Origin of the sequence: Paenibacillus sp. 7523-1 (genome assembly GCF_002276415.1) — a bacterium.
GTDB lineage: Bacteria > Bacillota > Bacilli > Paenibacillales > Paenibacillaceae > Paenibacillus > Paenibacillus illinoisensis_A.
This window is the reverse complement of sequence record NZ_NPBR01000017.1, coordinates 330,245-345,049: the sequence shown is the minus strand read 5'-3', so window position 1 is coordinate 345,049 and position 14,805 is coordinate 330,245. Positions and strand designations below refer to the sequence as shown.

Annotated in this window: 16 protein-coding genes; 8 read left to right on the top strand and 8 right to left on the bottom strand. The window is 46.8% G+C overall.

Annotated elements, in window-relative coordinates:
• Positions 1-135 precede the first annotated feature (135 nt).
• The gene (locus CHH60_RS20110; protein WP_095288886.1) at positions 136-1,560 is read right to left on the bottom strand and encodes an aspartate ammonia-lyase; all 1,425 of its coding nucleotides are present in this window, start codon (positions 1,558-1,560) and stop codon (positions 136-138) included.
• Between the two features lie 326 nt (positions 1,561-1,886).
• On the opposite strand from CHH60_RS20110, the gene CHH60_RS20105 reads away from it, so the two are divergent.
• The 3 genes from CHH60_RS20105 (at position 1,887) to CHH60_RS20095 (ending at position 5,121) form a co-directional block, all read left to right on the top strand.
• Positions 1,887-3,164 (top strand): methyl-accepting chemotaxis protein, encoded by a 1,278-nt coding sequence (locus CHH60_RS20105; protein ID WP_095360797.1) that lies wholly within the window; start codon positions 1,887-1,889, stop codon positions 3,162-3,164.
• Between the two features lie 172 nt (positions 3,165-3,336).
• Positions 3,337-4,176, top strand: a complete 840-nt coding sequence (locus CHH60_RS20100; protein ID WP_095360796.1) for a hypothetical protein — start codon at positions 3,337-3,339, stop codon at positions 4,174-4,176.
• Between the two features lie 237 nt (positions 4,177-4,413).
• A complete protein-coding gene (locus tag CHH60_RS20095; protein WP_095360795.1) occupies positions 4,414-5,121 on the top strand; it encodes a stalk domain-containing protein in 708 nt (235 codons plus the stop codon).
• Between the two features lie 121 nt (positions 5,122-5,242).
• Here the strand turns inward: CHH60_RS20095 and CHH60_RS20090 are convergent, their stop codons facing one another.
• Positions 5,243-6,217 carry a ring-cleaving dioxygenase gene (locus tag CHH60_RS20090; protein WP_095360794.1) on the bottom strand — a complete coding sequence of 325 codons (975 nt, stop codon included), beginning with the start codon at positions 6,215-6,217 and terminating at the stop codon, positions 5,243-5,245.
• 186 nt (positions 6,218-6,403) lie between these two features.
• Here CHH60_RS20090 and CHH60_RS20085 point away from each other — a divergent pair, with 186 nt between their 5' ends.
• Complete coding sequence (locus tag CHH60_RS20085) at positions 6,404-7,219, top strand: YwaF family protein (RefSeq protein ID WP_369680197.1); 816 nt, start codon at positions 6,404-6,406, stop codon at positions 7,217-7,219.
• Positions 7,220-7,317: 98 nt separating this feature from the next.
• On the opposite strand, the gene CHH60_RS20080 is transcribed toward CHH60_RS20085, so the two are convergent.
• Positions 7,318-8,112: an SDR family oxidoreductase gene (locus tag CHH60_RS20080; protein ID WP_095360792.1), complete on the bottom strand. Its 795-nt coding sequence runs from the start codon at positions 8,110-8,112 to the stop codon at positions 7,318-7,320.
• Positions 8,113-8,287: 175 nt separating this feature from the next.
• Positions 8,288-8,545, bottom strand: coding sequence for a YqkE family protein (locus CHH60_RS20075; RefSeq protein ID WP_095360791.1), 258 nt, complete (start codon positions 8,543-8,545; stop codon positions 8,288-8,290).
• 127 nt (positions 8,546-8,672) lie between these two features.
• Between CHH60_RS20075 and CHH60_RS29915 the strand changes: the two genes are divergently transcribed.
• A complete protein-coding gene (locus tag CHH60_RS29915) occupies positions 8,673-8,855 on the top strand; it encodes a hypothetical protein (protein ID WP_170948099.1) in 183 nt (60 codons plus the stop codon).
• 146 nt (positions 8,856-9,001) lie between these two features.
• On the opposite strand, the gene CHH60_RS20070 is transcribed toward CHH60_RS29915, so the two are convergent.
• Complete coding sequence (locus CHH60_RS20070) at positions 9,002-9,649, bottom strand: peptidylprolyl isomerase (protein WP_095360790.1); 648 nt, start codon at positions 9,647-9,649, stop codon at positions 9,002-9,004.
• Positions 9,650-9,904: 255 nt separating this feature from the next.
• On the opposite strand from CHH60_RS20070, the gene CHH60_RS20065 reads away from it, so the two are divergent.
• A complete protein-coding gene (locus CHH60_RS20065; RefSeq protein WP_095360864.1) occupies positions 9,905-11,134 on the top strand; it encodes an MFS transporter in 1,230 nt (409 codons plus the stop codon).
• A gap of 158 nt (positions 11,135-11,292) precedes the next feature.
• Here the strand turns inward: CHH60_RS20065 and CHH60_RS20060 are convergent, their stop codons facing one another.
• The 3 genes from CHH60_RS20060 to CHH60_RS29910 all read right to left on the bottom strand — a co-directional run bounded on the left by CHH60_RS20060 (position 11,293) and on the right by CHH60_RS29910 (position 12,202).
• Positions 11,293-11,472, bottom strand: coding sequence for a hypothetical protein (locus CHH60_RS20060; RefSeq protein ID WP_095360789.1), 180 nt, complete (start codon positions 11,470-11,472; stop codon positions 11,293-11,295).
• A 44-nt stretch (positions 11,473-11,516) separates the two neighbouring features.
• A complete protein-coding gene (locus CHH60_RS20055) occupies positions 11,517-11,888 on the bottom strand; it encodes a hypothetical protein (protein ID WP_095360788.1) in 372 nt (123 codons plus the stop codon).
• A gap of 152 nt (positions 11,889-12,040) precedes the next feature.
• A complete protein-coding gene (locus tag CHH60_RS29910; protein ID WP_164764231.1) occupies positions 12,041-12,202 on the bottom strand; it encodes a hypothetical protein in 162 nt (53 codons plus the stop codon).
• A 144-nt stretch (positions 12,203-12,346) separates the two neighbouring features.
• Between CHH60_RS29910 and CHH60_RS20050 the strand changes: the two genes are divergently transcribed.
• Complete coding sequence (locus CHH60_RS20050; RefSeq protein WP_095288897.1) at positions 12,347-12,628, top strand: hypothetical protein; 282 nt, start codon at positions 12,347-12,349, stop codon at positions 12,626-12,628.
• 202 nt (positions 12,629-12,830) lie between these two features.
• Positions 12,831-14,732 carry a sensor histidine kinase gene (locus tag CHH60_RS20045; protein ID WP_095360787.1) on the top strand — a complete coding sequence of 634 codons (1,902 nt, stop codon included), beginning with the start codon at positions 12,831-12,833 and terminating at the stop codon, positions 14,730-14,732.
• Positions 14,733-14,805: the final 73 nt, after the last annotated feature.

The window sequence follows — 14,805 nt, the reverse complement described above, 5'->3', positions numbered from 1 at the left end:
TTCATGCCTTAATGTCTTCATTCTTGTTGCATTAGTGTTATAACACCATAAAGCCCCTGCTTACCGGATTAACGGTGTGCAGGGGCCTTCTGTTTGGATTCATAATCATGATGAATTCGAGTCAGTCAAACCTCATTACATATTGTGCAGAAAACGCTCACCAGCAATGCCTGGTGTAGTCATCTGTTCCGGATGCATGATTTCTTCGAGCTCCTCTATGGTGAGCAATCCGCGTTCCAGAATGATCTCTTGGAGCGAAGCACCCGTTTTCAGAGCTTCCTTCACAATGGATGCTGCTACGTCATAACCCAGATGCGGGTTTAGGGCCGTAATAACGCTGAAGCTTTGCTTCATGATCAGTGCACAGCGTTCACGGTTTGCTTCCATCTCCTCCACAGCATAACGGGTGAACACGTCAATGCCGTTATTCATGATTTTCAGGGATTGCAGCAGGTTGAACGCGATGACAGGACCCATTACATTCAATTCGAATTGTCCGGCTTCACACGCCATGCAGATGGTATGATCGTTCCCCATGACCTGGAAGGAGACCTGATTGATCACTTCGGCCATAACCGGATTGACCTTCCCTGGCATGATGGAAGAACCGGGCTGACGGGCCGGAAGGCGAAGTTCATTGAATCCTGCGCGCGGTCCGGAAGCCATCATTCGAATATCGTTACAGATCTTGGACAGGTTGACTGCGCATACCTTGAGGGCAGCAGACAGCTCCATATAAGCATCCGTATTTTGAGTGGCATCGACGAGATCATCAGCCGTCTGCAGCTTCAGTCCGGTAACATCGGACAAATGTTCCGTGACCTTAACGATGTACTCCGGTTTGGCATTGAGGCCTGTTCCTACTGCCGTAGCTCCGAGGTTGATCGTCAGCAGGCGGCGATTCGCAAATTCAAGACGCTCCATATCGCGTCCCAGCACCCGCGCATAGGCACCGAATTCTTGTCCCAAACGGATCGGCACGGCATCCTGGAGATGGGTGCGTCCTACTTTGACGACATCATTGAACTCCAGTTCTTTTTTTAGAAAAGCATCTTTCAGACGCTGCATTGTATCAAGCAGTGTTTCAGACAACCTATACGCCGCGATCCGCAGTGCCGTTGGAATGACATCATTGGTCGATTGGGACATATTCACATGGTTGTTGGGATTGCAATGGAAGTAGTCCCCTTTGTTTTGCAGCAGCAGTTCCAGTCCGCGATTGGCCAAAATTTCATTCATATTCATATTCATGGAGGTGCCTGCACCGCCCTGAATGGAGTCAACTATAAAATGATCCAGATGATGACCTTTCATCATTTCTTCAGCGGCCATCACGATGACATCGCCAATTTTCGGCGGCAGCATTTTCAGCTCCATATTCGTGATTGCGGCAGCCTTCTTCACGGCAGCGAGGGCTGTAATTAGCTCCCGGTGCACAGGTACACCGGTAATCGGGAAGTTTTCCACGGCCCGCACCGTCTGTATACCATAATAGGCATAAGCAGGAATTTCTTTTTCACCAATAAAATCTTTCTCCGTCCGTGTGGACATTGTAGACATTTCTTTCGCCTCCAGTGGCATCCAAAAATAGGTCAGCTCCGGCGATGCCGAAGCGCACTCAGTATATCATTTAAGCAAAATGGATGCCAGGCTAAATGATTTTACCCAAGTTGCCGATAATAATTTAAATTAGGGGGATTAACCTGGCTTGGTACTGGGTGAATCGAAGTGTAACAAACTTATCTTATAAATTATGCACCACAAGGATGAAAAGGTATTCGTGTGGGACAAGATGGGTTCCTGATTCAGCGTTTTCAGTGATGTAGATCACATGTTTTCTGGTCGATGATTGGTAAAATAGGAAAAAAGGACTACGAGGTGTGAGCATGAAATGGACTTTAGGCGCAAAGACAGTCGCAGGTCTGGTACTCATTTCGATTATTACATACGGGACTAGCGGCTTTTTTATATTCTTCCTCCAGGACTGGCTCTCTTTCTCCATGCCAAGCTGGTTGTACATCACCTTAGTACTCATATTAGGAGTGTGCTGGAACGGAATTCTGGGATGGTTTGCCTCACGCTGGCTGACACGCCCGATTGTTCACCTGTCCAAGGCAGCTCAGCAAGTTTCGTCAGGGGATTTGACAGCTGAAATTCCGGAGCGGCGTACACAGGACGAGCTTGCCGTTTTATATGACGCATTTCGCGCGATGGTCGTTAATCTAAGAAGTATTGTAAACGATATCTCGGATAGTACACGTACGACCTCACAGAATGCGCAATCGCTAAGTGAAGCCATTACCCAGGCAGCTGAACAGATCGAAATGATGTCGGAAGCGGTGGATCACATTGCCGTAGGGGTAGAGGAACAAAAAGAGACCTCACAGCATTCACTGATTACCGCAGATGAGATGCTGAATGATTTTCAGCGCATGCATACCCAATCGATCGGAATGACAGAGATGTCAGGGCAGATGGAACGGTCGGTTGATCAAACGAAGCAGACTTTCTCGTATCTGATGAAAGGCATGGATGAGCTGACCGTATCGCATAATCGTTCCCGTGACATCATGGTGCTTCTGGAGAAGGAAGCTTCGGATATTGAAGCCATTACGCAATCGGTCAAAAATATCGCCGAGGAGACAGCGCTTCTTGCCCTCAATGCATCCATTGAGGCAGCGCGTGCCGGGGAAGAGGGAGCAGGCTTCGCTGTAGTTGCCCAGCAGATTCGCAAGCTGTCGGACGAGAGTACACAATCGGTTCACCGGATTAACGAATTGATCAGTCGTGTTCAGCAGCGTATCCGCGATACAGCACAGCTGATTCATGAGCAGCACGGTCTTGTCGTGAATGAATCCCAGCGCACCATTAACGTCGATCAGACACTGCAGGAGCTGACCGGAACGGTTGAGGTGTTCATGAAAGGCGCTCATGAGATCGGCTCCAAAATTGCAGAGCAGACCGTTCGGGTTGAACGGACGCATGGTCACGTGAAACAAATTCAAGGAAACGCCGGCTCGTTCTCGGACGAGGCCAGACGGATTATGGATGCCGCTCATGAGGAGACGGCAATCATGGAGGAAATCTCCTCTTCCGCTGAAGAGTTGAGAGAATTAACGAATCGTTTGATGGATAAAACAAAAGCATTTCGGATGCAGCCATAAGCTGTGTCCGGGGTGTTTTTTTCTTTATATGGATAAACCCGAACATTCTTTCGTAAAATTTGAGGTTTGTAAAGTTTTTTTTATGAAACATTAACAAATTCGCAACGACTGGGCGATAAATGACGATATAATAGTTGTAGTATTCCATTTTTAAAAGAAGGAGCCCAGAATATTGAAAACTTGGACAGGTATCCTGCTGATGATCGTTTTGGCGGTTGTTACGATTAGTACAACTTCAGCTGTCAGAACATCCAATGAACCAAAACAGCTTAACATAGATGATCAATCCAGCCAGACCGATGGGGTCGTGGCATCCAATATAGAAACCAATGAAACAACCTTTACCTCCATAGAGAGAACTCCTGTAAAAAAAGAGAACGTTTCCGTTGCTCCGGAAAATGAAAAGGTGAGATTATACCCGATGCAAGTGGAGGGTTCTGGTTATATATATAACGGCATGATTCTTGAAGTGAATGGTCAGACACGTGAATTCAGCAAGTGGCAGGGAGAAGGTGGGTCTTACAAACCCGAAGTGCACGAACTGGATCTGAATGGGGACGGCAAAAAGGAAATTATCGTGCTTTTCACTGCCGGACACGGGACGGGCATTTATTTGGGTCAAGCACACATTATAGATCCGGATACGCTAGAAGAGATGAACATGCAGCCTCTGGATGAGGTGGTGAAGCAGCACATTCAGTCCAAAGTAAACGTGACGCCTGGGAAAGTGAACATTGAGGTAGCGTTGGATGGAGTGAAGTTAGAACCTTCTCAGATAGAGGAAGAAACGGATGGCATAGCCTATCATGATGAACTTCAATTCGGCGATGTCGTGTATTACAGTGTGGAGAACGGCAAGTTGGAAGTCACGGCATCCGGTGCTTATGGACCGGCTGGATACGACGGAGATCTGACGTTTGCCTATGCATATCAGGATGGTGAATGGAAGGCCGAGAATGTTGAATACCGTACAGAAGCGTATGAAGATGAGTATTATGAATCGTTTGATTGAATTCACGGAGTATGAGATCTAAGAAATTGCTGCTTGTCATAAAAGAATAACTTATGCTTCTGCTTTATTAGGCAGGGGCTGAACGGTGGGGCTGAAAAAAACGGGGATACTCAGCCTCTCTTTGTGCTTTTCTTATACGGAATTATTTCCAAAATATTGAACTAAAATGGTTGACATTACCACTTTAGTCGTTTAAATGTATAAAGGACAAACAATTTTGTATGGGAGGGATTTATAGTGAAGAAAAAAGCCGTAATCGGACTGATGGTGGGCACACTGACACTCGGTATTGGTACAGGGGCACTAGCAGCAACAGGGCTTGAACCAATTAAGGCCTATCTGAACAGCAAGATTTCTCTGAAAATGAATGGAGCAACCGTGACAGCCAAAGATGCCAATGGCAAGACGGTCCTGCCAATTACCTACAATGGAACAACGTATTTACCAGTGCGTGCAGTGGGGACATTGCTCGGTACGGAAATCACTTATGATAGCGCAACCTCTTCGGTTCTGATCGGCAGTGGCAGCGGATCTGCTGCACCCGAAGAGAATAAGTTAACCTTGAGTTCACTTGGAGCAACTGCGCTTGGAACATCCGGGTGGCACACCAAGGATCCGGGCGACACCTCGTACAAAGGGAAAGACTACAAAGATGTATATCTTCATACGGACTCCGTGAAACAAGGCGAAAGCTTCCAGATCATGACACAAAAAAAGTATTCCAAGTTACATTTGGAACTGGCAGCCATTAAGGGTTCCCACGAGATCAGAATTATAGATCATAATAATACAACGCTGAAAACACTCACTGTTGCAGCAGATCGTGGATTGCAGAGTGTAGATGTTGATGTTTCCGAGGCTGATTTTGTCTTTGTGGAGATCGTTGACGAAGAACCGGGCTCTTCTCTGTTCGTTCCATTGACGACTTCGTATCTGACTAAATAATATATTGGTTTATAGAAAAAACGATTATTGCCTTTGCGTTAGATGGTTCAGCCTGAACCACGGGCGCATGCAATAATCGTTTTTTTAGGTTTCAGAGAAATGTCCTAAAGTTATGTGCTGCTTAACGAATTACGGTATCTAGAGGTTTGAGATTGGCTTCGATCTCTGCCCGGCGGCCTTCCAGGAATGGAGGCAAAGCGAGCGATTCTCCCAGATGAGCAAGTTCCTCGTCCGTATCAAAACCAGGACCATCCGTTGCGAGTTCAAACAGGATACCGTTTGCTTCACGGAAGTACAGGGACCGGAAGTAAAAGCGATCGACGAAGCCGGAATTAGGGAAGCTGAAGTTACGAACACGTTCTACCCATTGTTTCAATTCTTCCTCATTATCCACTCGGAAGGCCACATGGTGTACGCTGCCACGTCCTGGTCTCTCAATCGGCAAGTCATTACGCTCCTCGATATGGACCTCGGAACCACTGCCTCCTTCACCGGATTCGAATACAAGGACATCCGGTTGTCCTGCAACAAAAGCAGGGTAGGTTCCTTTTTGACGGAATCCTAGCAGCTCCGTGAGAACAGTTGCCGTCAACGATGCATCCTGAACAGTGAGGTGTACAGGACCAAGACCGACAATACCGTATTCAGCCGGTACCGGGCTCTGATCCCATGGTTTGCCCCCAGGTACACCTGTGTTGTTCTCGTCAGACACCAAGATCAGACGCTGGTTTTCAAAATCAGTAAATGAAAGTGTTGCACGGCCACCACGATTCGTAATTTCACCATGAGGTACCTCGTATTCGTCAAAACGTTTGATCCAATACTGGAGAGCAGCATCACTCGGAACGCGCAGCGAAGTAGCAGAGATGCTGTTCACGCCTTCACGTGTCTGTCCGGCCATCGGAATTTCGAAGAAGGTCAGCTCGGTGCCGGGATTGCCTTTTTCATCTCCATAGAAGAGGTGGTACACGGAAACATCATCCTGGTTTACTGTTTTTTTGATCAGGCGAAGGCCCATGACATCGGTATAAAAGCGATAGTTTTCAGCGGCATGTGCGGTCAGTGCGGATACGTGGTGAAGCCCTTTGATTTGCATTGTTAATTCCTCCTGAGTAATAGGGATTGGTATTCTTGATTATGTGTAAGTTGTTATTTAACTTTTATTAAGTGGCTAACTTTTTGTTTGATTTGTTCTGGATTTATCTTAACATAAAGATAATTATAAAGCAATACATATCTGCAAACATTCAACGGATAGACTTTCGCTTCAATTAATGCCAAAATGAAAAATATTACATTTCAAGGTTTCACTGTTTGTGATGGGAAGGAGAAGAACATGGGATACCCCCAGTGGCTTGACCCTTATGATGAACGGCCTTTTATCATGTTTTCGAATCCACACATATGGGCGATAGCCTGCACGGCAATAGTGATTATGTTGCTGTACCTGTTTAGAAATCACTTGAGAGCATGGCCTGAACGTACACGGCGGGTGCTACGAATGGCCTTAGCCATCTTTATGATTGGTTGTGAAGTGCTGCTTCAGTTCTGGTATGTCTACGGCGGGGTGTGGAGTGTGAGGACATCGCTTCCGCTCGAGCTGTGCAGTCTGTCCCTGTTATTGTCGTCCGTGCTGCTGTTAACACGCAGTCGTATGCTTCATTCGGCGTTATTATTTGCAGGGATTGCAGGTGCATTGATGGCGATCGTAACTCCCAACCTGGGTTATACCGTTCCACATTTTCGTTTTATTCAATTTTTTACGGCTCATGCCTGTATTATACTCGCCTTGCTCTATATGACCTGGGTAGAACAGCTTCGTCCAAGCTGGAGATCGGTCGTGGGTTCAATGGTTTTTGTTAATGTGGCTGCGCTGATTGTATATGGAATGGATGTGCTTTTGGAAGCCAACTATATGTTTCTTCGTCATAAACCGGAGACGGCATCCGTACTGGATCTTCTGGGACCGTACCCGTTATATATTGTGGGGGAAGAAGTGCTGGCAGCCGTATTGTTTTCGCTCATGTATGTGCTGTTCTTCGCCATTCCGGAGCGAGTGAAGAACCGGGTGAAGAAGGAGAGAAGTTCCGCGGTGTGATTGGCAAAAGAGAACAATGAAAATCCCGCAGTATCCTGAAGCTCAGGAGACATGCGGGATATTTAATTTATAGAACTCGATGCGATGGGGCGGATAACTTATCCCCGAAGGAGGGATTCTGCACCATCCACATAGATTCGTGTACCTGTGACATGGGAAGATTCGTCGGAAGCCAGGAAAAGCACCAGGTTGGCTACCTGTTCTGATGTACCAGGTTCACCCTTAAGCGGATGTTCATGGCCTTCCGGGAATTCCACGGGGATCTGTACATCCTTCAGATCATCTGATGGATAGGTGTTGTCATCGATATTGGTGTCGATGGCACCAGGACATATGGCGTTGACACGAATCTTGTAACGCGCCAGTTCGAGCGCAGCCATCTTCGTAAAAGCAGTTTGCCCGGCTTTGCTGGAAGCGTATGCAGAGAACCCGATACCTGAGAACACCCGGTTACCGTTAATTGAACTGGTGATGATGATGCTGCCTCCACGGTCTTTCAGATGGGGGATGGCGTATTTGACGGTTGCAAACGTGCCGCGCATATTAATCCCCATCGTTTGGTCCCAGTCTTCCGGTTCCATCGTTTCAATCGGTGCCATTGTGCCGTTGATCCCGGCATTGGCGAATACAATATCCAGTTTGCCGGCTTCAGCCGCAGCCTGATTAATCGCTTTTTGCACATGGTCCGGTTTGGAGATATCGCATTCAATCACATAAGCCTCACCGCCAGCCTTCACAATGGTCTGCTTCGTTTCTTCCGCTTTCTCTGGCGTACGGTCCAGCATGTAGACTTTGGCTCCATGCTCTGCAAAACGAATCGCTGTAGCCTGCCCAATACCGGAACCACCACCGGTCACAATCGCCACTTTTCCATTCAAACGCTGTTCACTCATCCTGATCCCTCCACGTCCATTAGATTTCAGTGTTACTCTCTATCTCTACATACCCGGCACAAGGGAGGTGAATCAGGATCCTTCATACTTGTCCAACACAAAAAAACAGGACCGATAATCGGTCCTGCATCTACATCTGAAATGACGTCTAATATGCGAATCGCTTGCTGAAATGTTATTTATGTTTTTTCCAGTCCAGCGAGCTGTTATTCAATAAATACTCGAAGTCATTATCCCGACGCTTCTGTTCTGCTTTGCGAGCTTCTTCCGCCTGCTGGCGTTCCTCTTCCTTGCGCTGGGCTTCGGCAGCCTTGGCTTCATCAGCTTGAGCCTTCAGCTTCTCCAGTATGTCGCTGCTGAGCAGATCCTTCAGCGTCGTTGGTTTATCCTGAGCTGCTTTGGGGGCAGCAGGTTGTTTTTTGGATTTTGCCATGGAAAATTCTCCTCTCGAACGTAAATCAGGTTCCCTGTTTCGATCCGTAGTCATAGTATATCAGGTTCCCGGTATCCGTTCCATGAAACGAGACAAGAAAAGAAGGAAATCAGCTGTTCCGTGACGAATGAAAACGGGTATAAAATCATATAGTATTACCGATACTGCGACTATTCCCTGGAGAAAGGAGTCGTTGTTCGTGGAAGTTGACCGCAGCATGTTGAAAGGGCTTGCATGGGGGATTGCCTTCAGCTGCCCGCTATGGATTGCGATTATTGGCTGGTTCCGTTTGTTGGGGTGGATGTTGTGAGATCAGCGGGTTGCAGAGCTGCTGTATATATACGTGCGTAGAGGCTTTTTTTTAAACCTCATATGTAAACGCTATCATTAAATAAAGCTCTGCCTTGCGTATTATCGCAAGACAGAGCTTTTGTTTGTAATGTACCTGGTGGCTTATTATTCAGGCATTTTAACAGGTTCAGGATATTCCAGTCCATGCGTATCTACGGTCACTTTTTTCATGACTTGATCAGTAACCGGTTTGTCTTTTTGACCTATTTCCTGAGCAGCAATCCCATCGACTACATCCATACCTTCTGTGACTTTGCCGAAGGAGGCATACGCGTTATCCAAATGGTCTGCATCTGCAAGCATAATGAAAAATTGTGACCCTGCAGAGTCCAGATTGTCTCCACGCGCCATAGAAATCACTCCACGTGTATGATTAAGGTGGTTTTTATGGCCGTTGGAAGTGAATTCACCTTTAATGGCATATCCAGGACCACCTGAACCGTTACCATTCGGATCTCCACCTTGAATCATAAAGCCTGGAATGACGCGGTGAAAGATGAGGCCATCATAGAAACCTTGATTGGCCAGCGAGATGAAATTGTATACCGTGTTGGGCGCAATTTCCGGATAGAGTTCGATCACGATTTTTTGCCCGTCCTGCATTTCAATCGTGGCTACCGGGTTTTGACCTTCAGGCGGCGCCGGAACAGGTTCCGTAGCGCTGCTCGAAGGGTGTCCGCAGCCGCTAATAACAATAAGCAACAGCGCCATGATCAGCGATGCAGCAGTTGTTTTTTTCCAACGTAAAGACATGAGAATGTTCCCCCTTGCATCTCTGCTTAATGTGTTTCAACGGAATTATTTTGGGATAATCCATCAACTATCATACCGTTTTTTGGGACAGTAAGGCAATCCAAGCTTTGCTTTTGAAATTGTCAGGGATGGTCTTCATGGAAGCATAGGTGTAAAATAAGGAAAATGCTTCCGCAGCAGGACGTACGGGTCTGTTCCGTCCGCTCCAAACCACGGCAGTCCCGGGCGTCAGTAACGGAAAGGGCGTGTGGGTATATGAACTTCTCGTGGAAGCGTAATCTGGTGATTTTGTGGATTGGTGTATTTTTTTGCAGCACCGCGTATTCCATCTCCATTCCGTTTTTGCCCTTGTTTCTGAGCGGCGATCTCGGCGTTCGTGATCACCTGGAGTTTTGGTCAGGGCTGGCCTTTGGCATCACGTTTCTGGCCAGTGCACTGGTGTCTCCGTTCTGGGGTTCCCTCGCAGACAAATACGGACGCAAGCCGATGCTGATCCGGTCGGGATACAGCCTTGCGGTTTTGTATTTAATCAATTACTTTGTGCAGGACCCTTATTCACTCATCGTAGTCCGGCTGTTTCAAGGATTGCTGGCTGGTTTCGTTCCGGCTGCAATTGCCCTTGTGGGTACGAATACACCAGAAGATAAGACCGGATACGCACTGGGTATCATGTCGACGGCCGGAGCTACGGGCGGGATCATTGGTCCATTGATTGGCGGTGTGGTAAGCCATTACTACGGCAATCGAAATGCCTTTTTATTTTCAGCCATTGTAGTGCTCGTCTCTGCAGTAATCGCGACCTTCTGGGTAAAAGAGGAGAATTTCAATCGAAATAAGCCGCGTTCCCATGTCATGGATGATATCCGTGAAGCCAGAGCGAATCGTCTGTTTATTACTGTACTAGGCATGATGGGCATCTGTACCTTTTCCGTCATGATTCTTGAGCCGCTGCTCACGGTCTATGTTATGGAGATGGGGATTCAGCCGGACCGGGCATCACTCAGCTCAGGTATTATTTTTTCAGCGGTAGGTATAGCTACCGTAATTATGGCACCGAGATGGGGGAAGATTGGTCAGCGCATCGGTTACGGCAAAGTGCTGATTATTGGACTCGTCGGTGGGGCAGTGGGGAATCTGCTGCAGTTTTTCACGACAGGTTATATCGGTTTTGGTGTTTTGCGGTTTGTCTACGGGTTGTTCTTCGCGGCTGTGTTCCCGGCCATCAATGCCATGATTGTGCAGGCGACGGACCCAGGTTTCCGAGGAAGGGCCTTTAGCCTGAATCAGTCGGCATCCCAGATCGGTACGATGGCAGGTCCCATCATTGGTGGTATTCTCGGTGGATGGCTGCCTATTCGCTGGATTTTTATCATCAACGGACTGGCGCTGTTAATCACAGCGATTGTAGCCAAATGGTCTGGCTTGGAGCATAAGCTCCCGGGTTCAGGAAAATCCACGAAGAAAGCGGTAACAGCAGATCGATAGATGCATATTACGGAGAGAGATGGCGCTGTAGCAATACAGCAGCCATCTTTTTGATATGACTATATATGTGGGCAAGTAATATACATTAAAAAAAGGGAAACCTCTTCATGAGAGATTTCCCTAATGTTCAGCCTGCTCGATTTCATAGAAAAGGTGTATCATTCTTCAGAATCGGATTTCTCCTTCGGAATGGCATGCTCAACAGCATCACGCTGATCCTCTTTTTCCAGAGCATCCGGAAATGAATCTTCCGTAAATAGCCCGAAATCAGGATCGATGTCCCGTTCGGTCACCAGATTATCCGGCGTCTGGGCATGCTTATGGTGGTCATCCTTCATTACGCTGCACCTCCTTATTTACGACGCAAGGGAGTTTGCCAGTCCTAACCTCGTGGAAGAATGTCGTCCTGCGGTTTGGCATCGGCTCCCGCACCGTTGAGAAGATCAGTACCATGAAGGGCGTCCGGATCAGGTGCAGCCGGGTCAACCGGGCTATTCGGCTGCAGCAGATCGGCATCAGGAACAGATTCCAGTGCAGGCTCTACCAAACGTGATTCGAGCTCTTCATCCTCTACTGTCGTTGCAGCTACAGGAGGCAAGTCCGTTTCATCAGTTTCAATCCGTCTTCCGGAAACTTCGTCAAATGTATCCATATCGCCCGCGGGTACTTCCGTTTCGGGCGGAATATCGCGGAACCTCTGATATCGGTCATAATAACGGTCACTTTCGTCATTACTAATCGGTCGGTCTGTCATAAGTAGCAGCTCCTTTCAGGAATTAAATGTGATTGACTGCATGTATTAGTGTGCTGATATTTTCTAAGGTTCTTACCCCGTAGTTACCCAAACCATAAACGTTGTAATCCTGCACGTGTTAGCATTCCCTGGGTTGCACCGAATATGAATGATTAAAATTTAGGGAATACATATTTGACGAGAAAGTATAGGAAGCCGAAGAAAATGAGTACATAAGCCGCATATTTAATAAAAGTGGAGGCGACCATGCTGGAATCCGATTTTTGCTGAATGTCTTTCCGTTCTACTTCTACCGTTTTGTGTGGCTCGTTCATTTAAATCATCTCCTTAATAGGTGAATGGTTGCTTTGAGGAACCATTACACCCCTAGAAGCAAATTGAATCGTAGAGCAGCTGGTACAGCTTTCGAGCAAGGCCTATGTTATGATGGAGCATGATGAAATAGGGAGGGATTCCAGTTGGAATGGTTTACACTTGGCAATATGATCACTCGAATCCGAATTGGACAAAAGGCATCTACGCCCGGCTTTTCGCGTACAGTCATTCGCAGACCGGACGGTTTATTCTGGGTCGGTGGCATTTGGGCCGGACAAGTTGTCCAGTTGCGTGATTTTCTTTTTTCGGATATATGGACGATTTATGAGGATGAGGAAACGGAGCAGTGGCTGAAGTTTCGGAATGCCTATGAACGAACGGAACGGGAAATGATTGAGAACCAGTTCGAAGATTTGCGCGGGTAAGGCAAGGGATAACTGGATTCCCTCGTTATAAAATGGAAATAAATATATAGTTGAACTAAAATGTGAATTTTTTCGTTTGCCATTAGAAGGTGACACGTTAAATCATGGCGAATCATAAATGATAGAGTTAGGGGATAGATTCAGCATTTTGCATCTTTGGATGTTGCTAAATGCTCAAAATATGAACTTTGAGGTGCTGTGAATGAAAAATGTGCCCAAAGCGATCATCGTCCTATGGATCAGCCTGTTATTCATCATGTATTGGCCGCAGGGAGTAGGTGCGGCAGGTGTACAGGAAGATAACAGTCCTGTCCCCATTACGACATGGGAAGTAAAATGGGGAAATGAACACGATCAGGGGTTTATCAGCGAAGTGAGAAGACCTGATGAGGTCTGGGAGCGGCAAGGGTTGGAGAAGCCGGATTACAACAAGGTGAATCCTTCTACGGAGTCACTATGGACTCGCTTGACCATTCCACAACTAAGTGAGGATAATTCTGCCATTCGTTTTGAAAATATTAAAGGTCAGCATATTGTGATCTATCTTCAGGATCGCAAGGTGTATGAGAACTATCATTATAACTATGACAACAATGCGGTACTGCTGCCTCTATCTATCGAAAATTCAGGTGAGCAGCTGTATATATGGACTGAAAATACCAACGGCCGACTCGGAATCTTCGGGACGGTGGAGGTAGGCAGATACACCAATCTGCAGGAGAGATATATTCATAATGGTTTGTTGGATGTCATCTTAGGGGCAACCTTTCTGTTTACAGCCATGACCATGCTCAGCTGCACATTCTTCTTTGGTAAATTCCATAAGGGATTATGGGTCTCGTTATGTGTTGTCATGGGTTCCATCGGAACGATGATCATTACGTATTCACAATTTCTGTATACGTTCTACCAGATTTACGGGGATCTGTACTCCATATTGTTCGATATGGCAATGATGGCGGGAATGCCTGCACTATGTTATTTTTTCGAACAGATTATTGGGGCGGGTCCATATGGGATTTTCACGAAGTTAAGGAAATTCCAGCTCTTGTATTCCGGTATTGCAATCATTGCGCTGCTCCTGTATTTCATCTCGAGCGGTCAATGGGACGTACTTTATGTATTTCTGGTTCAAAAGGCAATCGGCGTCATTTTGGTGATTCTGCTGACATTACTGATGATTGGCACCATATCCCAGGCACTAAGGAGAAACAAGGAAGCGATACTGCTGGCTGCAGGATACAGTACGTTTGCGCTCATCAGTGTAGCGGAATTGTTATGGTACTATCAGCGTAACGGCACGTATCATCTCATATGGTGGAAGTGGTCGATGGTTGCTTTTATCATAGCGCTTATTGCCATTCTGGGCAGTCGTTTTGCGGAAAAGCATAGACAGGTGATTGAATACTCCAAGGAACTGGAGCTGTTCAACAATGAATTGCAGCGATCCGAGAAGATGGAGATTATTAGTGAACTGGCCGCTTCGGTTGCACATGAAGTTCGCAATCCTCTACAGGTGACCAGAGGGTTTTTACAGCTGATGACCGAACAGGAAGACAACAAAAACAAGGGGTATGTGCGAATTGCCCTTGAGGAGCTTGACCGGGCATCCGGGATCATTACGGACTTTCTGACGTTTGCCAAACCGGAGTTTGATCATATCGCTTCTCTTAATATTGCTGAAGAGTTTACCCATATTGAAGGGATCTTGGTGCCAATGGCCAATCTGGAAGGCGGTAAAATAACAACGGATATTCCGCCAGACCTCTGGATTCGTGGCAACTCCTCCAAGTTCAAACAGGCCTTTATTAATATTATTAAAAACAGTATTGAAGCTTTGCAGGATCAAGGTCAGATTGATATATGGGCCTATGCCCAGGATGGAATAATTAAAGTGCACGTGAGGGATAACGGGGAAGGCATGGATGAGGAAGCTTTGGTCCGCCTGGGAGAGCCCTACTTTTCCAACAAGATCAAGGGAACAGGGCTTGGCATGATGGTAACCTTCCGAATTGTGGAAGCGATGCATGGCGAGATCTCATTTACAAGCACAAAAGGGGTAGGAACGGAAGCTGTCGTATCTTTTGCCGAGTTCGTCGATTGACGGACTGGCAGAAGATAGACAGCTTTTTTGTCCTCTACCCCTTTACCTGTAATGTTGGCCCTGAGCCATTAAT

Bases quoted from the DNA above. Each gene is read 5' to 3' on its own strand.
- CHH60_RS20110 (WP_095288886.1), bottom strand. From the start codon at position 1,560: ATGTCTACAATGTCCACACGGACGGAGAAAGATTTTATTGGTGAAAAA.
- CHH60_RS20105 (WP_095360797.1), top strand. From the start codon at position 1,887: ATGAAATGGACTTTAGGCGCAAAGACAGTCGCAGGTCTGGTACTCATT.
- CHH60_RS20090 (WP_095360794.1), bottom strand. From the start codon at position 6,217: ATGCAAATCAAAGGGCTTCACCACGTATCCGCACTGACCGCACATGCC.
- CHH60_RS20085 (WP_369680197.1), top strand. From the start codon at position 6,404: ATGAAAAATATTACATTTCAAGGTTTCACTGTTTGTGATGGGAAGGAG.
- CHH60_RS20080 (WP_095360792.1), bottom strand. From the start codon at position 8,112: ATGAGTGAACAGCGTTTGAATGGAAAAGTGGCGATTGTGACCGGTGGT.
- CHH60_RS20075 (WP_095360791.1), bottom strand. From the start codon at position 8,545: ATGGCAAAATCCAAAAAACAACCTGCTGCCCCCAAAGCAGCTCAGGAT.
- CHH60_RS29915 (WP_170948099.1), top strand. From the start codon at position 8,673: ATGAAAACGGGTATAAAATCATATAGTATTACCGATACTGCGACTATT.
- CHH60_RS20070 (WP_095360790.1), bottom strand. From the start codon at position 9,649: ATGTCTTTACGTTGGAAAAAAACAACTGCTGCATCGCTGATCATGGCG.
- CHH60_RS20065 (WP_095360864.1), top strand. From the start codon at position 9,905: ATGAACTTCTCGTGGAAGCGTAATCTGGTGATTTTGTGGATTGGTGTA.
- CHH60_RS20060 (WP_095360789.1), bottom strand. From the start codon at position 11,472: ATGAAGGATGACCACCATAAGCATGCCCAGACGCCGGATAATCTGGTG.
- CHH60_RS20055 (WP_095360788.1), bottom strand. From the start codon at position 11,888: ATGACAGACCGACCGATTAGTAATGACGAAAGTGACCGTTATTATGAC.
- CHH60_RS29910 (WP_164764231.1), bottom strand. From the start codon at position 12,202: ATGAACGAGCCACACAAAACGGTAGAAGTAGAACGGAAAGACATTCAG.
- CHH60_RS20045 (WP_095360787.1), top strand. From the start codon at position 12,831: ATGAAAAATGTGCCCAAAGCGATCATCGTCCTATGGATCAGCCTGTTA.